Below are 19,102 nucleotides of genomic sequence, written 5' to 3'. Positions count from 1 at the left end.
CTCCTGGTCTGAGCGAGGTCTATACGACTTCGCGCCTTTCGGCGTAATGGCAGGCCGCCCCCTGGTCCTCGCCCAGCGGGCGTACCTCGGGCTCGACGTCCACGCAGAGCCGCCGCTCCTCGTCGGTGAGCTCGGCGCGGAACTTCGGGCACCTGGTGCGGAACCTGCAGCCCGTCGGAGGGTTGGCCGGGCTGGGCAGGTCGCCCTCGAGCAGGATCCGCTCCCGTGCGCGCTCGCGTACCGGATCGGGCAGCGGGATCGCCGACAGCAGAGCCTGCGTGTACGGGTGTGCCGGGCCGTCGAAGACGGCGTCCACCTGGCCGATCTCGGCGATCCTGCCCAGGTACATCACCGCCACCCGGTCAGCGATGTAGCGCACCACGGCCAGGTCGTGCGCCACGAACAAATAGGACAGCCCCAGCCGGGCCTTGAGCGAGCCGAGCAGGTTGATCACCCCGGCCTGGATCGACACGTCCAGCGCCGAGACCGGCTCGTCGAGGACCAGCAACCGGGGCTCCAGCGCCAGCGCCCGGGCGATGCCGATGCGCTGCCGCTGGCCGCCGGAGAAGTCCTGCGGGTAGCGGGCGGCGTGTGAGGCGTCCATCCCGACCAGGGCGAGCAACTCGCCGATCCGCCGCCCGGGCCGCCGCTTGCCGTGCGTACGCAGCGGCTCGGCCAGGATGTCGTGCACCGTCATGCGCGGGTCGAGCGAGGCCAGCGGATCCTGGAACACCACCTGCATGTCGCGCCTGATCGACCTGCGTTCGGAGCCGCCGAGCCGCGCGGTGTCGTGTCCGAGCACGACGATCCGGCCGCTCTGGGGCGGGGCCAGCTCCAGGATCTGCGTCAGCGTGGTCGTCTTGCCGCTGCCCGACTCGCCCACCAGCCCCAGCGTCTCGCTCTGCCGGAGGTCGAAGCTGACCCCGGCCACCGCGTGCACGGTGCCCACCCTGCGTTTGAACACCGCCCCCTTGAGCAGCGGATATTCCTTGACCAGGTCGCGGACCTCCAGCACCGCGCGCTGGTCGCGCGCCCGCGGCCCCGGCGCGGCGTGGACGGGCGCGGGCACCCGCGGCCGTACCTCGGACCAGCGGATGCAGGCCGCCCGGTGTCCCGCCCCCACCTCGAACAGCGGCGGCTCCCGCTCGTCACACGCGTCGATCTTCATCGGGCAGCGCGGCGCGAACGGGCACCCCGGCGGCAGCGCCTGCGGAGAGGGCGGGCTGCCCTCGATGGGGGCCAGCGGCTGCCGCCCGCCCCGGTCCACGCGCGGGATCGAGCCGAGCAACCCCACCGTGTACGGCATCCGCGTCCCGTAGAAGATGTCGTCCACGTCGCCCACCTCGACGGGCCGCCCGGCGTACATGACCAGCACCCGGTCGGCGAACCCCGCCACCACCCCGAGATCGTGCGTGATCATGATGATCGCGGCGCCGGTCTTGCGCTGCGCCTTCTTCAGCACCTCAAGCACCTGCGCCTGGATGGTCACGTCGAGCGCCGTGGTCGGCTCGTCACAGATGATCACGTCGGGGTCGTTGGCGATGGCCATCGCGATCACCACGCGCTGCCGCATGCCGCCGGAGAACTCGTGCGGGAAGGCCAGCGCCCGCTCGGCCGGATGCGGGATGCCCACGAGTTCGAGCAGCTCGACGGCCTTGACCAGGGCCGTCTCCTTGCTCACCCGCTGGTGCACGCGCACCGCCTCGGCGATCTGGTCGCCCACCCGGTAGACGGGGGTCAGCGCGGACAGCGGGTCCTGGAACACCATCGAGATGGACTTGCCGCGGAAGGACGTCAGCTGCCGATCGGAGGCCCCGATCAGCTCCTTGCCGTGCAGCCGCACGGACCCGGTGACGCGCGCCCCCGGTGGCAGCAGCCCCATGATGGCCGCCGAGGTGACCGACTTGCCCGAGCCGGACTCGCCGACGACGCCGAGGACCTCGCCGGGCCGTACGTCGAGGCTCACCCCGCGCACGGCCGGGACGCCGTCGAACGACACGTTCAGATCGCTGACCTCGAGGACCGGGCTCACCGCCGCGCCTTCCGCGAAGCCGAGGGGTCGAACGCGTCACGCAGCGCGTCGCCGACGAGGTTGACCGCGAGCACGGTGACCACCAGCAGCCCCGCCACGAACCAGAACGTCCACGGCGCGTAGACGGCCGTCCTGGACCCGTCGGCGATGAGCGTCCCGAACGACACGTCGGGCGGCTGGATGCCGAACCCGAAGTAGGAGAGCGAGGTCTCGGTGAGGATGGCGCTGCTGACGTTGAGCGTGGCGTCCACGATCAGCAGCGACGACAGGTTGGGGAGCACGTGGCGGAAGATGATCCGTACGGGGGAGACGCCCATGTAGCGGGCGGCCTGGATGAACTCCCGTTCCTTCACCGAGATCGTCATCCCCCTGACGATCTTCGAGGTGACCATCCACAGGAACAGCGCCAGCATGACCACGAACAGCCACCACTGCCCGGCGCCGAACAGCGGCGACATGATCGCCAGGATCAGGAAGCCGGGCAGCACGAGCAGCAGATCCGTCACCCAGCTCAGCGCCCGGTCCGTCCACCCCAGGAAGTAGCCGCCGAACGCCCCGACCACGGCCGCCAGCGCGGTGGAGATCAGGGCCGCGAGCAGCCCCACGACCAGGGACTTCTGCATGCCGCGCAGCGTCACCGCGTACACGTCCGACCCGGTTTGGAGCGTTCCGAACCAGTGGGTGGCCGACGGCGGCTGCATGAACGCGGTGAAGTCCTTGTCGGTGTACGTCCACCGGCTGAACAGCGGGCCGGCGAAGGCCAGCAGGAACATCAGCGCCAGCACCGCGAACCCGACCTGCCCCTGCCTGGAGCGGAAGAAGCGCTCGGAGACCACCCGCACCCTGGACGGCGCCCTGGCGAGCGCGCCGCCGGACAGTTCCTCGGCCAGTTCCTCGTCGGAAAGCGTCATCACGCCCGCACCCTCGGGTCGAGCGCGGCCTGCAGCAGGTCGGAGGCGAGCGAGGCGCACAGCACGGCGACGGCCGCCAGGAAGGAGATGGCCGCGACGGTGTTGACGTCGTTGCTGAAGATGGAGTTGATCAGCTGCTCGCCGAGCCCGTGCCAGCCGAAGATCTTCTCGGTGAACGTGGCCCCCATCAGCAGCGCCCCGAACGTGAACGCGAAGTACGTCGCCACCGGGATGAGCGCGGTCCGCAGCGCGTGCTTGATGAGCGCCTGGCGCCTGCTCAGCCCCTTGGCCCTGGCGGTGCGGACGAAGTCGGCGCCGAACACGTCGAGCATCATGTTGCGCTGGTAGCGGCTGAAGACCGCGATGAGGCCCAGCGACAGCGAGATCGTCGGCAGGATCAGGTGCTGCAACCGGTCGAGCAGATGCCCCCAGAACCCTGCCTCCAGCCCGACGCTGTATTCGCCGCTCACCAGGAACACCGAGCGGCCGAAGACGTTCTCGTTGGCCCAGGAGCCGACCAGGATCAGCGTGTTGGCCAGCACGACGACCGGCACGGCGAGCACCATGAAGGACAGGCCCGTCGAGAGCCGGTCGAACCACCCGTACTGCCTGACCGCCGCGAAGGCGCCGGTCAGCACCCCGAACAGGCTTCCGAACACCAGCCCCAGCATGACCAGCCGGAACGTCACACCCATGCGCCGCTTGAGATCGTCGTTGACCGGAGCGCCGCCGACGGACTTGCCGAAGTCGCCGTGCAGCACCCCGCTCGCCCACGTGGCATAACGCTGCAGCAGCGGTGTCTTGTCGTTGAGGTTGAGCGCCGTGAGCTGCGCGTCCACGACGGCAGGCGGAGGCTTGGGTGTGCGGTCCGCGTAGTTGGAACGGGGATCGAGGGCTGTGGCCGCCAGAAGGTAGGCGAGGCTGGCGGCCACAACGACCAGCACGACGTAGTTGAGCAGCCTGCGGGCCAAGAACCCCGCCATCGCTCCCCCTCCGCCGCGCACCGCACATCGGCTTGGTCATCGCCGACGCCGCTCACTCTACGATATCGCCCAGTCACTGTGGGGGAACATGGCGTGGACCGGGACTCCGCCATGCAGGCACTTGCCGAAGACGGTAAACGTCCGTCATGCAGGCACGCGCCGAAGACGGTCAACGTCCGTCATGCAGGCATGTGCCGGAGACGGTCAACGTCCGGAGAGTTCGTCCACCGCGGTGCGCACGTCCTCGCTGGTGATCGTCGTCAGGTCGGCCGAGCTGGCGGATCCGCCGCGCGAGGCGTGGGCGGCCAGCCGCACGTCGCGGCGCATGCCGGCGCGCTCGAACAGCGACCTGGCGAAGCGGCCGTTGCCGAGGCCGTCGATCAGCCGCTCCTCGCACACCCAGGCGAACACCTCGTCGAGGTCGCGCAGCGCCTCGTCGTCGAAGGTGTCGCCGGACTTCTCCGCCAGGAGCACCGCGATCTCGGACAGCTCGCGCGGGGAGTAGCTGGGGAAGGCCACGCGCTGGTTGAACCGGCTGGCCAGGCCCGGGTTGGTGGCCAGGAACGAGTCCATCTCACGCTCGTAGCCGGCCAGCACGATCACGAGGCGGTCGCGGTCGTCCTCGGCCCGCTTGAGCAGCGTCTGCACGGCCTCGGCGCCGAACGCGTCGCCGCCCTGGTAGCCGGGGTTGACCAGGCTGTAGGCCTCGTCGATGAAGAGCACGCCGCCGAGCGCCCGGTCGACCAGCTCGTTGGTCTTGATCGCGGTGGCGCCGAGGTGCTGGCCGACCAGGTCGGCCCGGTGTGCCTCGACGACGTCGGGCCTGGCCAGCAGGCCGAGCGCGGCGAAGATGCGGCCCACGACCCTGGCGACCGTGGTCTTGCCGGTGCCGGGCGGGCCGACGAACACGAAGTGCCGCATCTGCGGCGGCGTGGGCAGCCCGCGCTCCTGCCGCATCCGCGCCACCTGGAGCTGGGCCGCGATGGCGTGCACCTGCCGCTTGACCGGCGCCAGGCCGGCCATCCTGTCGAGGTCGGCCAGCGCCTCCTCCAGCGTGGGCGTGGCGACGTAGCCGCGGAACCGCGCGGTCAGCTCCTCGAACGCCTTGGTCACGTCGGGCGTCGTGGTGGTCACCAGGTCCTGCGTGGTCGGGGTGCCGCCCGCGCCCACCACGCGTACGTCCCGGGCCTGCGCGGCGGCCTCGACCAGGCTGCGCGCGAACCTGGCGTTGCCCAGCTCGTCGACCAGGCCGCGCCGGTGCACGTCCTCGAACAGGCCGAGCAGCACCCGCCCGGTCTCGCCGTCCATCGTGTCGCCCCTGCGCCGCTGGAGCAGCTCGGTGACCTGGACCAGCTCGGCGGGGGAGTAGCCGGGGAACCGCACCCGGGTGGCGAACCTGCTGGCCAGGCCGGGGTTGCTGGACAGGAACGAGCTCATCTCCTGCTCGTAGCCGGCCAGGATGATGATCAGCCGCTCCCGGTCGTCCTCGGCCCGCTTGAGCAGCGTCTGCACGGCCTCGGCGCCGAACCTGTCGGGCTGCCCGTCGGAGGAGTTGACCAGCCCGTACGCCTCGTCGATGAAGAGCACGCCGCCGAGCGCCCGGTCGACCAGCTCGTTGGTCTTGATCGCGGTCGCGCCCAGGAACTCGCCCACCAGGTCGGCCCGCTGCGCCTCGACCACGTAGGGCGTCTCCAGCAGGCCGAACGCGTAGAAGATCTTGGCCAGCGTGCGGGCCACGCTGGTCTTGCCGGTGCCGGGCGGGCCGACGAAGACGAAGTGCCTGGTGGGCCGCTCGGTGGCGTAGCCCGCCTCGGCGCGGAGCCTGGACGCCTCGATGGAGGCGGCGATCGAACGCACCTGCTCCTTGACCGGGGCCAGGCCCACCATGCTCTCCAGCTCGCCGAGCGCCTCCTCGACGGAGATCTGCGGCGGGCCGCCCGGCTTGTCGTGCGACGGCTCGAGCCTGCCCTCGCGCACCCTGACGCGTACCTGCTGCTCCTCGGCCGCGGCGCGCTGCGCCCGCACCTTGCGGGCCAGCAGGAACCGGTAGACCAGCACCACGGCGGCCACGGCGTACGCCGCCCAGACCGCCACGCCGGCGGCGACGAAGGAGAAGGGCACGGCGAGCACGCCGGCGGGCGCGAGCGCCAGCAGCGTGGTCGCCCACGGCGCCACCCAGCGGATGAGGTGGGCGGCCGCGGCGACGGGCAGGGCCAGCATGACCATCAGGTGCACCGCGTTGGAGCCCGCGGGGAACAGCCCGGAGAAGATGTACAGCGCCAGCGGCACCCAGCCGGCCACCACCAGGACGGTGGCCGCGGCGCGGGGGAAGCGCATGGTCAGCGCGATGAACCCGAGCAGCAGCAGGACGACGGGGAAGGTCGTGAGCAGGTTCCACCCGAGTGCCGCGCCCACGCCCATGGCGGCGACCAGCACGACCACGTAGAGCACCCGGCGCACGGCCGGGGGAATCTGGTAATAACGCAGCCGAACCTTCTCGAACAGATCCCGCGCCGCGGCCCGCCCCGCGGCCTGGGCCCTGCCGGACTCCTGCATCACGCCTCCCCGGTCCGCCCCCGGTTATACCGCACCGGACCGACGATTGGGCGCTCCTGACACGCTAGGTGGCGGTCACGAAAGCGGCGATCTGCCGCCCGAGCTCCGCGCACGCATCCTCTTGCAGGAAGTGCCCGGCGCCGCGGATCACGGGATGCCGCAGGCCGGACGTGCCGGAGATCGATCTGAGCAGGATGGGCGCCATGCCGCCGGTGATCGGGTCGCCGTCGGAGAACGCCACCAGGAACGGCCGGTCGAGCGTCGTGAGAACCTGCCAGGCAGCACGGTTGGCGGGTGCGGCGGGGTCGCCGGGCGTGATCGGGACGAGGCCCGGCATGGCGCGGGGGCCCGCTTTGTACGACTCGTCGGGGAACGGCGCGTCGTACGCCGCGCGGATCTCCCGGGACAGCTCCGTCTTGCAGCCCGCCTGAACCAGCCTGGCGATGTCCAGCACCGGGGCCTTGAGCACGGCCTCCTTGAACCGGTGCCACACCTCGGGCATGGGAATGTCACCCGTGGGCAAGCCCGTGTTGGCCGCCACGATCCTGGCGATGCTCGCGGGGTGCTCGGCGGCGATCCGCAGCCCGATCAGCCCGCCCCAGTCCTGGCCGACCACGGTGACGCGGTGCAGGCCGAGCGCGTCAAGCAGCAGCGCGCGGGTCCACTCGACGTGCCGGGCATAGGTGTGCTCGGCCTGATCGACCGGCTTGTCCGAGCGGCCGAACCCGATCAGGTCCACCGCTATCGCGCGCAGCCCGGCCGCGGCCAGTTCGCCCATGACGTGCCGGTAGAGGAACGACCAGGTCGGCTCGCCGTGCAGGAGCACGACGGGCTCGCCGTCGGCGGGACCCGCCTCGACGTACGCCATGCGCAGGCCGTCGGCGACCTCGGCGTGGCGGGGCTCGTACGGGAAGCCGGGCAGGTTTGCGAAGCGCTCGTCCGGTGTGCGCAAGGTACGCATAGAACAAGATTCTACTGGCGTCGCTGGTGTCGCCCGGGGAACTCGCCAACGAGCACTTGCTTGGGGGTGACGCGCAGCACGTCCGAGTCGGCCATGGCGATCCCGCGCACCTCGACCCAGAACCTGCGCTGCAGCGGGTCCGCCGCGAACACCGCCACCCGGGGATCGGCCTCGACGGCGTCCCACGCCTCCGTCTCCGTGATCACCCGGAGCTCGCCGGACGAGGTGACAGAGGCGACCGCGCCCGCGACCCTGGGGCCGAGGGAGTCGCCGAAGGACAGGACGACGCCGCGGGCGTAGGAGAAGGTCTGGCGCACCTCCGGGTCGAGCGCGACGGAGGGCTCCGCGCCCACCGGCAGGTCGCACATGATCAGGGACGCCCGCCACGGGCCCGGCCCGCCCCGCCACCAGGCGCGCGAGGCCCTCACGGCGAACACGACCGCGGCCGCCGCCATCGCGCCCAGCCCGGCCCGCCACGCCCATGCCGCGGCCGGCTCGATCCGCCACGCTCCCAGCAGCCCGCCCGCCGCGCAGGCCGTGGCGGACAGGACGACGAGTGCCGTGGCGACCGGCAGCCACCGGTCGTCGCGATGGCGGGCGCGCAGGTAGCCGCGGACCATCGGGTACGGCACCACCACCGCTGCGACAGCCGCCCTCGGCTCCACCGTGAGGGCCCCGCCCACGAGCGGGACGAGCACGGACCAGGTCCGGGCGAGGACGATCCAGAGCAGCACGCCGACGTTCCTCCGGGCAGTGCGCTCTGCCTGTGCCAGCGCCTGGTTCGTCCGGGGATGGATGATTTCGGCTCGCGCCCGCGCATGGTTCGTCCGGGCATGGACGGTTTCGGCCAGCGCCAGGAGAGGGTGGCCGCGCCACGCCTCGGCCAGCGCCCGTACGGCCGCCAGCGCCGGCCAGCCCAGCACCACGATGCCCGCCAGCCCCGCCCATACCGGATCGAACGCGGACGGTACGGAGGGGATCGCCCCCAGCAGCAGCCAGGCGGCGAAAGCGACCACCGACACCGCCGTCGACACGAGCGCCGCGCCGAGCCAGGGGTCCCCGCGGAGCATCGCGGGCACGTACGACCAGACGCCCACCCGCCGCGCCTGCCTGACCGTCAGCGGCGCCAGCAGCACCAGCACCGCGAACCCGCCGAGCACGGCCTGCGGGCCCCAGTCGAGGAGGAGCGCCACCCCCGCGATCGCGAGCGTGGCGGCGGCGACCAGGAGGCGGGCCTGACGGGACCAGACCTCCAGCGCCCGCCTGGCCCGGCCCGTGTCGCGCGGGTCGATCGGCCAGGCGGGATCGTGGTGCGGGCGGGGCCGGTCCCAGCGCAGCAGGGCCAGGCCGAGGTTCACGCGCGCCTGGGGATGGCCGGGGTCGATGGCGAGCGCGGTCCGGTACGACTGCTCGGCGCCGGTGTGCTCGCCGCGCAGCAAGGCCAGGTCGCCCCGCATGACCTCGGGGCCGGGCTCCTCGGGCGCGAACTTCCCGGCGAGCACGGCGTGCTCCACCGCCTCCCGCCAGCGGCCGGGGACGCGGCGCAGGACCGCCGCCAGGCGCAGCCGGGCCGGCCAGGAGCCGCGGGCCAGCTCCACGGCCCGCTCGGCGGCGGGCGCCGCGTCGGCGTCGCGGCCCAGCCGTTCGTGGGCCAGGCTGATGAGCCGGTACGCCCATTCCGCGCCCGGATCCAGGTCGGCCGCGCGGCGGGCGGCGTCGAGCGCGGACTCGGGGCGGCCGGCGTTCAGCCTGGCAAGAGCCTCGTCACACCATTCACGTGAGGACCTGTCGGAAATGTTGTCATTTCTGCCACTTGCGTCGGTCCCCACGGGTCCATGATCGGCTGGCAGGCCAATATTGGATAGATACCGACATATGGCTGTATCTCTCTAGAGAGGTTACGGGCATGGGCGGATCATTCGATACCGCTATGACTAGTGCCTGACATGCCCTAAGCTGCGACGCAAGCCGGAGCGGTGGGAGTCGAGGCCGAGGAGCTCGGGAGGAGCGAGTCTCGAGCCGGGCTTCCCGCGCCACCGACCAAGAGCACGTGCGGGCCCTGTCAACGGATCGGCCTGCAAGGAGGCCCATGACCGTCACACAGGCCGCACCTTTCATACGGACCGCCGATCAGGACCACCGGGACCGCCGTTGGTCCATTCTCGTGCTGCTGTGCGTGAGCTTGTTGCTGATCACGGTCGACGCCACGGTGCTGCACATCGCGGTGCCCGCGCTGACCGCCGCGCTCGAGCCCTCCGCGGTGGAGCTGCTGTGGATCATCGACACCTACTCCCTGGTGGTCGCGCCACTACTGATCACGTTCGGCACGCTAGGCGACCGGTACGGGCGCAAGCGGCTGGTCCTGTTCGGCTATGTGCTGTTCGGCCTGGCCTCGGCCGGGGCCGCGTTCGCCCCGACGCCGCTGACGCTGATCCTGGCCAGGGCGCTGCTCGGCGTCGGCGGCGCGATGATCATGCCGGCCACGCTCTCGCTGATCCGCCAGGTGTTCACCGACAGGCGTGAGCGCGCCATCGCGCTCGGCGTCTGGAGCGCGGTCGCGGCGGCCGGGGCGGCGGTCGGTCCGCTCATCGGCGGCGTGCTCGTCGGCTTCTGGTGGGGCGCCGTCTTCCTGATCAACGTGCCGATCCTGCTGGCGCTGCTGCCCGCCGCCGTACGCCTGCTCCCCGAGTCGCCCGTACGCAAGGGCCGCTCGTGGGACGGCGCGAGCGCGGTGCTGTCCGTGTTCGGCATCCTGGCGCTGGCGTTCGGGCTGAAGGAGGCGGGCGCGGGCAGCCTGATGCCGCTGTGGGCCTCGGTGCTGGTGTTCCTGGCCGGGCTCGGCCTGCTGGGCATGTTCGTACGCCGCCAGCTGCGCTTGCGCGCGCCGCTGCTTGAGGTCGGGCTGTTCAGGCGGCGCGAGTTCGCGACCGGGGTGGCGGGTGTGCTGCTCGGTGTGTTCTCGCTGGTGGGCCTGCAGCTCATGCTCGCCCAATACCTGCAGCTCGTGCTCGGCGACTCGCCGTTGCGCGCGGCGGTCAGGATGTTGCCGCTGGTGATCTCGGCCATCTCCGGCGGGCTCGCCGCCGCCCACATCCTGCCGAGGATCGGCATGCGGGCCACGATGAGCGGCGGGCTCGGGCTCGTCGCGCTCTCCATGACCCCCACCTTGACCTGGGGGGTCGAAGGCCATCCCGGCATGCTGGCGCTCTGCTTCGTGGGCATCGGGTTCGGGGTGCAGGTGGCGCTGCTCGCCGCCTCCGACACGATCATGTCGTCGGCGTCGGAGTCCCAGGCGGGCGGGGCCGCGGCCATCGAGGAGACCGCGTACGAGCTGGGCGCCGGGCTGGGCGTGGCCGTGCTCGGCACCATCACCACGATCGTGTACGCCCCCGGCCTGCCCTCCGTACCAGGGGTGTCCGCGAGCGGCATGGACCAGGCCCGGCAGTCGCTCGCGGGGGCCGCGCACGTCGCCCACCAGGTCGGCGGCAGCGCCGGCGGCGCGCTCATGGACGCCGCGCGGTGGGCCTTCGTGAACGCTCTGCACACGACCGTGGTCGTCAGCGTCGTCCTGCTCAGCCTGACCGCCGTCGCGGTGGCCATGCTGCTCAGCCGTGATTGAGGTGTGCCATGTCCCGATTAGGGCAGACAACTACCGTGAAACAGGCCCTCCGTGATCTTGCTGCTTTAGTCGCCCGCGTCGGCGTGGGCGGCATCTTCTTCGCCAACGGCTGGACCAAGCTGGAAGACGGCCTGAAGGCCACCGGAGCGAAGTTCCTCCACCAGGGCGCCCCCGCACCCGGCGCGTGGGCCACGGTCACCATGCTCACCGAGCTCATCGGCGGCGCGCTCCTGATCGCCGGCCTGGCCGTCTCGATCACCGGGCTGATCCTGTTCGCCGAGGCGCTGGCGGTCTTCCTGGTGGCGCCGCCGCTCAATCCGATCAGCATGAACGAGCTCATCCTCCTCGGGGCCGCCTCCCTCCTGCTCGCCGTGGTGGGCGCGGGGCGGGTGTCGGTGGACCACATGGTGGTGATCCGGCGGAGGGAGTCGGAGGCCGCCAACGAGTTCGCCGCCGACACCGAGGCGGACCGCGTCATCGCCGCACTCCGGGAGCCCGACAAACCGCCGGCCCCCGACCCGGAGAACCCCCCGGCCTCGGCCACGGAGGACACGGCCCCACACCCGCGGCCGCGCACCCAGAGCAAGGACAAGGACGCCACGGCGGCGGAGAGTCCTGCTCCGGCACCGGGCGACACGCTGGTGGCGGGCCGCAAGAAGCCCGCGGCCCGCACCCGCCGCCCCGCCGCCGACTGACCCTGTCCCATGGCCGCCTTCCCCGGCAACGGCAGCGCCGCCCAGCAGTGGACGCTGTCGTGATCACATGCCGGCGGTGAGCCGGGCGACCACCCGCATCTTGTTCATCGCGTCCAGCGCGGCCACCTTGTACGACTCGGCCAGCGTCGGATAGTTGAACACGGCGTTGACCAGGTAGTCGACCGTCCCGCCGCACCCCATGACCGTCTGCCCGATGTGCACGAGCTCCGTCGCCCCCGTACCGAACACGTGTACGCCCAGCAACCGCCGGTCCTCGGGGGAGACGAGCAGCTTGAGCATCCCGTACGAGTCGCCGATGATCTGGCCCCTGGCCAGCTCGCGGTAGCGCGAGATGCCCACCTCGAACGGCACCTTGTCCCGGGTCAGCTCGTCCTCCGACCGGCCGACGAAGCTGATCTCGGGAATGGTGTAGATCCCGATGGGCGGCAGCTCGTGCATGTCGTCGACCGGCTCCCCGCACGCGTGCTGCGCGGCCAGCCTGCCCTGCTCCATGGAGGTGGCCGCCAGCGCGGGGAAGCCGATCACGTCGCCCACGGCGTAGATGTGCGGCACCTCGGTGGCGTAATTGGCGTCCACCGCGATCCGCCCGCGGTCGTCGGCGGCCAGTCCGGCGGCCTCCAGGCACAGCTCGGCGGTCTTGCCCTGCCGCCCGGCCGAGTACATGACGCAGTCGGCGGGGATCTTCTTGCCGCTCTCCAGCAGGGTCAGCGCCCCGCCCGGGCGGAGCTCGACCGCGGCCACGTTCTCCCCGAAGCGGAAGGTCACGGCCAGGTCGCGCAGGTGGTACTTCAGCGCCTCCACGATCTCCAGGTCGCAGAACTCCAGCATGCGCTCGCGCCGCTCCACCACCGTGACCTTGGTGCCGAGCGCGGCGAACATGGAGGCGTACTCGATGCCGATGACCCCGGCCCCCACCACGACGAGCGTCTCGGGGATCCGGTCGAGATGGAGGATCGCGTCGGAGTCGATGATCGTCCTGTCGTCGAACTCGACTGTGCCGGGACGGGCGGGTGACGTGCCGGTGGCGATCACGATCTTCTCGGCGGAGATCTTCGTCTCCTCGGTCTTGCCCTCCTCATGGATGATCCCGATCGTGTGCGGGTCCAGGAAGCGGCCGGTGCCCTGTAACACGGTGACGTGGTTGCGGGCGAGCTGGCTGCGGATGACCTGGATCTCCCGGCCGATCACGTGCTGCGTGCGCATCCCGAGGTCGGAGACCGTGATCTCGTCCTTGACGCGGTAGCTCGCGCCGTACAGCTCCCGCTGGTTGAGCCCTGTGAGGTAGAGGACGGCCTCGCGCAGGGTCTTCGACGGGATCGTGCCCGTGTTGATGCACACGCCGCCGATCATGTGCCGTTTCTCGACCACCGCGACACGCCTGCCGAGCTTCGCCGCCGCGATCGCGGCCTTCTGCCCGCCCGGCCCGGAACCCAGCACCACCACATCAAAGTCCGCCACACCCCCCAGTCTGGGGGTGCTGTGTCAACGGGAAAAGACCCTGTCTGCGAGACTCCAGGTATGTTGCGCCCATTTACCGAGGTGGACGTCTTCACCGCCACCCCGTACCACGGAAACGCGCTCGCGGTCGTGCTCGACGGCGAGGGCTTGACCTCCAAGGAGATGCAGCGGTTCGCCTCCTGGACGAACCTGGCCGAGACCACGTTCCTGCTGCCCCCGAGCACGCCCGAGGCGGACTACCGCGTGCGGATCTTCACCGCGACCGAGGAACTGCCGTTCGCGGGGCACCCGACCTTGGGCACCTGTCACGCCTGGCTGGAGGCCGGGGGAGTGCCGCGGACGGAGGGTGAGATCGTCCAGGAGTGCGGGGCCGGGCTGGTGCGGGTGCGCAGGACCGGCGACGGGCTGGCGTTCCAGGCGCCGCCTCTGCTGAGGTCCGGGCCCGTGGAGGAGCCGCTCGTGCAGAAGATCGCCGACGCGCTGGGGATCGGGCGCGCCGACATCGTGGACGCGGAGTGGGCGGACAACGGCCCCGGCTGGGCGGCGGTGCTGCTGGCGGACGCCGAGTCGGTGCTCGCGCTGCGTCCCGGGCTCGTCCCGTGCTTCCTGGGCGTGGCGGGCCCGTACCCCGAGGGGGCGCCGTACGACTTCGAGGTGCGGGCGTTCACGCACGCGCACGGCTCCACCATCGAGGACCCCGTGACCGGCAGCTTCAACGCCTCGCTCGCGCAGTGGCTGCTGCGCACCGACCGGGCCAAGGCCCCGTACGTGGCGAGCCAGGGCACGGTGCTCGACCGTTCAGGACGGGTGCACATCTCCACCGACGAGGAGGGGAACGTGTGGGTGAGCGGGTCCGTCGTGACCTGCGTCACCGGCCAGGCCGAACTGTGAACCGCACCTCGTCGCCCGGCCGCAGCTGGGCGGCGACCGGCAGGTCGGCCTCGCGTACGACGCCGATCACCGGATAGCCGCCGGTCGGCGGGTGGTCGGCGAGGAAGACGATCGGCTGCCCGCTCGGCGGCACCTGGATCGCCCCGGTGACCATGCCCTCGCTCGGCAGCTCTCCCTTCCTGGCCCTGACCAGCTCGGCGCCGTTCAGGCGCACCCCGACGCGGTTGCTGTCCTGGCTCACGGTGTACGGCCGCGCGCACAGCACGCCCAGCGCGTCCGGCGCGAACCAGTCGTCACGCGGCCCGGGCGTCACCCGGAGCACGGCGGGCCGGGGGTCGGGCGGCGGCGCCAGATCGGCGGCGATCTCGCCTTCCGGCGGGCCGACGGGCAGCAGCGTGCCCGCCCGCAGCGGCTCGGGCCCGAGCCCGGACAGCGAGTCGGTGGACCGGCTGCCGAGCACGGGCTCGACCGCGATTCCGCCGCGCACGGCCAGATAGGTGCGCAGGCCCCAGGCGGGCATGCCGAGCCGCAGCTCCGCGCCCGACGGCACCCAGAACGGCGCGCCCATCCCCGCCGACGGCGCATGGGCGGCGCCGGCGTCCACGGGCGCGCCCGCCAGCGCCACCCACGCGCCGTCGTGGAACAGCAGCCGCGCCATGCCCAGCGTCAGCTCGATCCCCGCCAGCCCCTCCGCGTTGCCCACGAGCCGGTTGGCCAGCCGCAGACTCCTCGCGTCGGCAGCACCCGAGCGGGGCACCCCCAAATGGGCGAAACCGGGCCGCCCCAGATCCTGGACCGTCGCGTACGGACCGGGGACCAACACCTCGATCATGCTGGCTCGAATCGCACGCGCATGCCCGGTCTGAACAGCGAGGGCGGCTCGGCCGCCACGTCCCACACCCGCACGGACGTACGCCCGAGCAGCCGCCACCCGCCCGGCGAGGCGGTCGGATAGACCGCCGAGTACGGCCCCGCCACCGCCACCGACCCGGCGGGCACCGACGTGCGCGGCGTGTCCAGCCTGGGCATCTCCAGCACCGGATCGAGCCCGGTCAGATAGGCGAACCCGGGCGCGAACCCCAGCCACCCCACCACCAGCTCGCGCCCCGAGTGCCGGGAGATCACCTCGTCCACGCTGATCCCCGCCAGCGCCGCGACGGAATCGAGATCCGCGCCGTCATAGACGACGGGAATCGTCACGACCGCCCCCTCGGCCGCCTGAACACCGCCCTTGCCGCGCTCTCGCGCGACGACGTCCGCCAGCCGCGCCCGCAACCGCCCCTGATCCGCGCCCGGAGCCACCACGAGCACGGTCTCGGGCCCCGGCACGATCTCGACCACCCCTTCGGGCCGGTCGGCCCGCAGCGCCGCGTCGAGCCGGTGCGACAGCTCCAGGGACCCGGTCTCCACGAGCAGCCCGTGCTCCCCGGCCGTACGGATCACGCGAACGCCTGCAGGACCACTCCGGCCGCCAGCAACGTGTCCCGCACCCCCTGCGCCAGCCTGACGGCGTCAGGCGTGTCCCCGTGGACGCAGATGGAACGGGCGGAAATAGGTACGGAACTGCCGTCAACGGCCGTCACAGAGCCTTGCACGGCCATCTGGCGGGCACGGGCGGCCACCGCGGCGACGTCGTGAATGACGGCGCCCGCCTCCCTGCGCGGCACCAGCATGCCCTCGGGCGTGTACGCCCGGTCGGCGAACGCCTCACTCACCGTCGGGACGCCCTCGGCCGCCGCCACCGCGTGCACCGCCGAGCCGGGCAGCGTCAGCACCGGCAACGAGGGGTCGTAGTCGGCCACCGCGTCGATCAACGCCGCCGCCTGCACCTCGTCACGGCAGATCCGGTTGTAGAGCGCGCCGTGCGGCTTGACGTAGGAGACCCGGCCGCCCATCGCCCTGGCGATGCCGTCGACCGCCGCGATCTGGTAGAGCACCTCGGCGCACAGCTCCTCCGGCTCGACGTCCATCTCCCGGCGCCCGAAGTGCGCCAGGTCGCGGTAGGACACCTGCGCCCCGATCGTCACCCCGCGGTCGACGGCCGCCGCGCACGTGCGCCTGATCGTCACGGGGTCGCCCGCGTGGAACCCGCAGGCCACGTTGGCGCTCGTGACGATGTCGAGCAGCGCGAGGTCGTCGCCGAGCCGCCAGATCCCGAAGCCCTCGCCCAGGTCCGCGTTGAGGTCGATCACCATGGCAGTAGAGGCTATCTCGGCGCCTGTCCGATGTGGCGAACAATGGCTGACTTCCCGCCCCCCACCTGGCCTGTCTCGCCGTACGAGGTCGTCGTGGATCTAGAATTCGTCGGGAATGTCGGCGATGTCGTCGAGCGCGGCCGCCAGCTCGTCCGGGTCGTCGCCGATCCGCTCGGCGATCTCGATCAGCACGTGGAGCACGTCGTGACGGTCGTGGCCGAGGTCGAGCAGGCGCTGCGCGGCCTCCCAGAGCTGCGGCGGGTCGCCCTCCCACAGCCGGGTGGCGATCTCCTCGTGCCAGGCCAGGTGCTCCTGGTCGATCGTGCCGCCGTGGTCGATCTCGAGCAGCGTGCGCCGGTCGGCCTCGTCGGCCGGGTTGAGCTTGTCGAGCTCGATCCCGTTGTGCGTGCCCTGCAGGAACGGGAACGCGAAGGCCCGCCTGGCCAGCGCCGACAGGTCGCCGTCCGGCAGCAGCCGCTCCAGCAGCGGCCGGTCGAGCCCGAACGACGTCGGGTCGCGGTAGGCCTCGGGGAACTTGCCGATCGCCTCCCACACCGCGTCCAGCGTGGCCTTGAGCCCCTGCTCGGGCAGGCCCGTACGGGCGGCGGCGAAGCGCACCCACGCCGACAGCACGTGCGGCATGGCCTCCTGCTCGGCCACGCTCAGCATGACCTTGCGCGGCAGCCAGTCGAGCAGTAACGTCTCGCACTTGGTCGGGCTGACCCGCAGCGGCCGGTTGAAGTCCTGGTCGCAGCCGTAGTCGATGATGTGGTCGGCGCAGCGCGAGGCCGCCGAGGGGTCGGACAGGTGCTCGGCCGCGTCGGACGCCAGGAACTCCGCCGCCAGCATGGCCCGCCGCTCCCTGCTGTACGGGGCCTCGGTGTGCAGCGGCGCCGGCCTCTTGCGCCCCGGCGGCAGCGCCTTGAGCCTGGCCCGGGCGAAGGCGTGGTAGGCGCTGTAGCTGTCGCTGACGGGCGGCGGCGTCTTCGGCTCCCGCGTGGCCTTCATGGCCGACTCCAGCAGCGCCCTGGCCTGGTCGGGCTCGATCTCCTCGAACAGCAGCAGCGGATTGCCCGCCGCCTCGGCCCTGGCCTGCTCCAGCAGCTTGTCGACCTGCGAGGACACCCAGGCGTCACGGGCCATGCCGCTCATGTTGTAGTCGACGACCATGACCAGCGCGTGGCGGTCGGCGGGGAGTGATTCCTCGTTCCAGCGGTAGGCGAAGGTGCAGATGACCGTGTCCTGGTCGCCGTAGGCGTCGCGGGAGACGTAGCACCCGGCCGGCTTCACCGCGCCCACCCGGTCGGCCCAGCCCGGCCTGGCCACCCCCGACTCCATCATCGCCAGCGCCGCGCCCTCGGCCTTGGCGCCCTGGCGGGCCGTGCCGAGGTAGGCCAGGCAGATCAGCAACGTCAGCGAGGCCGGCGTGCCGGCCTTGGCGGCGTAGTCGACCAGCCCCTCCCCGAGCACCTGCTCCACGTCACCGCCCCGGACCCGCTTGGCCCACCAGGCGCCGATCATGTCGGAGACCATCAGCTCCGCGTCGAGCGGAGTGCGCACGGCCAGCAGCTCGCGAGCCGCCTGCACCATCTCCTTGAACACGTCGTCTGGCGGGGTGCTCTCCCGGGGCTCTCGTCGGTGTCGGCGCACACCCTCACTCTCTCGTATTCCAGGCGCAAACGGTGCTGAGAACTCGGCCTGGTGACCCCGATGTTATCGGGGAGTTCTGGATGGGACTTAACTGAACTTACGGGCCTTCTTTGTCTTACCGGGAACTTCGGGGCGGAGGCGCCGAGTTGACGATCGCGAGCAGGTGCTCGCGAGCGATGCGCTCCACGATCTCCGGCGTCGCCGAGACGCCGAGATGCTGCGCACACGCGCACACGTCGGCCACGCAGCGGTCGATCGTGTCCACGGGCACGGTCAGGAACTCTTCGGCCAGCCTGAGGCTGACCGGTTCCCGCAGGAACCGTGTGGCCAGAGCGAGCATAGATGTGAGATTCCTCTGGAGACCCAGGGGCAAACCCCCAGGAATGCCTGCAGGGCGACTTGCGCTCTCATTTCACCTTTTCTCCGGCGCGTGTCAAGGCTCCGCGATGGTTGTGTTCCCTTCACCAGGGGCCCATTCATGCGAAGCTGTCTCCATGCGCATCCAGCTCGCCCAGCGGAGCGAGGCGGACGAGCTCCTCGGCCGCAGTCCGCTCGCCCTGCTCGTCGGCATGCTTCTCGACCAGCAGATTCCGATGGAGTGGGCGTTCACCGGGCCGTATACGATATCCGAGCGGCTGGGGCACGACCTCACCGCGGGGGAGATCGCCTCGTACGCCCCGGAAGCGTTCGCCGAGCTGCTGGCGGGCAAGCCGGCCGTGCACCGCTACCCCAAGTCCATGGCGGCCAGGATCCAGCAGCTCGCGGCCTACCTCGTCGAACACTACGACGGTCAGCCGGAGAAGATGTGGGCCGAGGCGGCCGACGGCAAAGAGTTGTTGAAACGACTGATGGCCCTTCCGGGATACGGCAAGCAGAAGGCCCAGATTTTTCTGGCATTGCTGGGGAAGCAGCTGGGGGTCCAACCGCCAGGCTGGCGTGAGGCGGCCGGACTCTATGGCGAGGAGGGGTCACACCGGTCGGTCGCCGACGTGGTCGACGCCGACAGCCTGGCCCGCGTGCGGGCCGCCAAGCAGGAGGCCAAGCGCGCGGCCAAGTAGTTGGGGCCGGGACTCGGCCTCCGGCAATCTGGCGCTGTAACCTGATCTTGCTGCGCAACGTGGAGCGACTTT

16 protein-coding genes are annotated in these 19,102 nt (G+C 71.5%); 4 read left to right on the top strand and 12 right to left on the bottom strand.

Translation table 11 applies throughout. The features are described from left to right. Window positions 1-19 precede the first annotated feature (19 nt). The 6 genes from ABN273_RS26715 to ABN273_RS26690 all read right to left on the bottom strand — a co-directional run bounded on the left by ABN273_RS26715 (window position 20) and on the right by ABN273_RS26690 (window position 9,272). Window positions 20-2,032, bottom strand: a complete 2,013-nt coding sequence (locus ABN273_RS26715) for a dipeptide ABC transporter ATP-binding protein (RefSeq protein ID WP_349451758.1) — start codon at window positions 2,030-2,032, stop codon at window positions 20-22. After that, entirely contained in the window at window positions 2,029-2,943 is a 915-nt protein-coding gene (locus ABN273_RS26710; RefSeq protein WP_349451757.1) for an ABC transporter permease, read from the bottom strand. The genes ABN273_RS26715 and ABN273_RS26710 overlap by 4 nt, the downstream gene beginning before the upstream one ends. Continuing rightward, window positions 2,943-3,926: an ABC transporter permease gene (locus ABN273_RS26705; protein WP_349451756.1), complete on the bottom strand. Its 984-nt coding sequence runs from the start codon at window positions 3,924-3,926 to the stop codon at window positions 2,943-2,945. Before ABN273_RS26705 ends, ABN273_RS26710 begins: the two co-directional genes overlap by 1 nt. Before the next feature lie 204 nt (window positions 3,927-4,130). Next, window positions 4,131-6,482, bottom strand: a complete 2,352-nt coding sequence (locus ABN273_RS26700) for an AAA family ATPase (RefSeq protein WP_349451755.1) — start codon at window positions 6,480-6,482, stop codon at window positions 4,131-4,133. A 64-nt stretch (window positions 6,483-6,546) separates the two neighbouring features. Next, complete coding sequence (locus tag ABN273_RS26695) at window positions 6,547-7,443, bottom strand: haloalkane dehalogenase (RefSeq protein WP_349451754.1); 897 nt, start codon at window positions 7,441-7,443, stop codon at window positions 6,547-6,549. A gap of 11 nt (window positions 7,444-7,454) precedes the next feature. Continuing rightward, window positions 7,455-9,272: a tetratricopeptide repeat protein gene (locus ABN273_RS26690; protein WP_349451753.1), complete on the bottom strand. Its 1,818-nt coding sequence runs from the start codon at window positions 9,270-9,272 to the stop codon at window positions 7,455-7,457. A 260-nt stretch (window positions 9,273-9,532) separates the two neighbouring features. Between ABN273_RS26690 and ABN273_RS26685 the strand changes: the two genes are divergently transcribed. Continuing rightward, window positions 9,533-11,062, top strand: coding sequence for an MFS transporter (locus ABN273_RS26685; protein WP_349451752.1), 1,530 nt, complete (start codon window positions 9,533-9,535; stop codon window positions 11,060-11,062). 35 nt (window positions 11,063-11,097) lie between these two features. Continuing rightward, on the top strand, window positions 11,098-11,757 hold the full coding sequence (locus ABN273_RS26680; protein WP_349451751.1) for a DoxX family protein: 660 nt from the start codon (window positions 11,098-11,100) through the stop codon (window positions 11,755-11,757). A gap of 63 nt (window positions 11,758-11,820) precedes the next feature. On the opposite strand, the gene sthA is transcribed toward ABN273_RS26680, so the two are convergent. Continuing rightward, window positions 11,821-13,236 carry a Si-specific NAD(P)(+) transhydrogenase gene (gene sthA / locus ABN273_RS26675; RefSeq protein WP_349451750.1) on the bottom strand — a complete coding sequence of 472 codons (1,416 nt, stop codon included), beginning with the start codon at window positions 13,234-13,236 and terminating at the stop codon, window positions 11,821-11,823. Window positions 13,237-13,296: 60 nt separating this feature from the next. Here sthA and ABN273_RS26670 point away from each other — a divergent pair, with 60 nt between their 5' ends. After that, entirely contained in the window at window positions 13,297-14,127 is an 831-nt protein-coding gene (locus ABN273_RS26670) for a PhzF family phenazine biosynthesis protein (RefSeq protein WP_349451749.1), read from the top strand. Here ABN273_RS26670 and ABN273_RS26665 read toward each other — a convergent pair. From ABN273_RS26665 to ABN273_RS26645, 5 genes are all read right to left on the bottom strand, one after another. Then, on the bottom strand, window positions 14,105-14,959 hold the full coding sequence (locus tag ABN273_RS26665; protein WP_349451748.1) for a 5-oxoprolinase subunit C family protein: 855 nt from the start codon (window positions 14,957-14,959) through the stop codon (window positions 14,105-14,107). The genes ABN273_RS26670 and ABN273_RS26665 overlap by 23 nt on opposite strands. Next, a complete protein-coding gene (locus tag ABN273_RS26660; protein ID WP_349451746.1) occupies window positions 14,956-15,570 on the bottom strand; it encodes a 5-oxoprolinase subunit B family protein in 615 nt (204 codons plus the stop codon). Before ABN273_RS26660 ends, ABN273_RS26665 begins: the two co-directional genes overlap by 4 nt. Next, window positions 15,567-16,322: a LamB/YcsF family protein gene (locus ABN273_RS26655; RefSeq protein WP_349451745.1), complete on the bottom strand. Its 756-nt coding sequence runs from the start codon at window positions 16,320-16,322 to the stop codon at window positions 15,567-15,569. Before ABN273_RS26655 ends, ABN273_RS26660 begins: the two co-directional genes overlap by 4 nt. Window positions 16,323-16,421: 99 nt before the next feature. Next, window positions 16,422-17,912 carry a hypothetical protein gene (locus ABN273_RS26650; protein WP_349451929.1) on the bottom strand — a complete coding sequence of 497 codons (1,491 nt, stop codon included), beginning with the start codon at window positions 17,910-17,912 and terminating at the stop codon, window positions 16,422-16,424. 175 nt (window positions 17,913-18,087) lie between these two features. Beyond that, a complete protein-coding gene (locus tag ABN273_RS26645; protein ID WP_185078019.1) occupies window positions 18,088-18,312 on the bottom strand; it encodes a hypothetical protein in 225 nt (74 codons plus the stop codon). 154 nt (window positions 18,313-18,466) lie between these two features. On the opposite strand from ABN273_RS26645, the gene ABN273_RS26640 reads away from it, so the two are divergent. Then, window positions 18,467-19,030 (top strand): HhH-GPD-type base excision DNA repair protein, encoded by a 564-nt coding sequence (locus ABN273_RS26640; RefSeq protein WP_349451744.1) that lies wholly within the window; start codon window positions 18,467-18,469, stop codon window positions 19,028-19,030. Window positions 19,031-19,102: the final 72 nt, after the last annotated feature.

The organism is Nonomuraea sp. B19D2 (genome assembly GCF_040137845.1).
Lineage (GTDB): Bacteria > Actinomycetota > Actinomycetes > Streptosporangiales > Streptosporangiaceae > Nonomuraea.
Note: the sequence above shows the minus strand (reverse complement) of the source record. Positions and strands in the feature narration are given on the sequence as shown.

Excerpts from the sequence above, each read along its gene's own strand:
- ABN273_RS26710 (WP_349451757.1), bottom strand. The coding sequence starts at position 2,943 with ATGACGCTTTCCGACGAGGAACTGGCCGAGGAACTGTCCGGCGGCGCG.
- ABN273_RS26705 (WP_349451756.1), bottom strand. The coding sequence starts at position 3,926 with ATGGCGGGGTTCTTGGCCCGCAGGCTGCTCAACTACGTCGTGCTGGTC.
- ABN273_RS26700 (WP_349451755.1), bottom strand. The coding sequence starts at position 6,482 with ATGCAGGAGTCCGGCAGGGCCCAGGCCGCGGGGCGGGCCGCGGCGCGG.
- ABN273_RS26695 (WP_349451754.1), bottom strand. The coding sequence starts at position 7,443 with ATGCGTACCTTGCGCACACCGGACGAGCGCTTCGCAAACCTGCCCGGC.
- ABN273_RS26685 (WP_349451752.1), top strand. The coding sequence starts at position 9,533 with ATGACCGTCACACAGGCCGCACCTTTCATACGGACCGCCGATCAGGAC.
- ABN273_RS26670 (WP_349451749.1), top strand. The coding sequence starts at position 13,297 with ATGTTGCGCCCATTTACCGAGGTGGACGTCTTCACCGCCACCCCGTAC.
- ABN273_RS26665 (WP_349451748.1), bottom strand. The coding sequence starts at position 14,959 with ATGATCGAGGTGTTGGTCCCCGGTCCGTACGCGACGGTCCAGGATCTG.
- ABN273_RS26655 (WP_349451745.1), bottom strand. The coding sequence starts at position 16,322 with ATGGTGATCGACCTCAACGCGGACCTGGGCGAGGGCTTCGGGATCTGG.
- ABN273_RS26650 (WP_349451929.1), bottom strand. The coding sequence starts at position 17,912 with ATGGTGCAGGCGGCTCGCGAGCTGCTGGCCGTGCGCACTCCGCTCGAC.
- ABN273_RS26645 (WP_185078019.1), bottom strand. The coding sequence starts at position 18,312 with ATGCTCGCTCTGGCCACACGGTTCCTGCGGGAACCGGTCAGCCTCAGG.
- ABN273_RS26640 (WP_349451744.1), top strand. The coding sequence starts at position 18,467 with ATGCGCATCCAGCTCGCCCAGCGGAGCGAGGCGGACGAGCTCCTCGGC.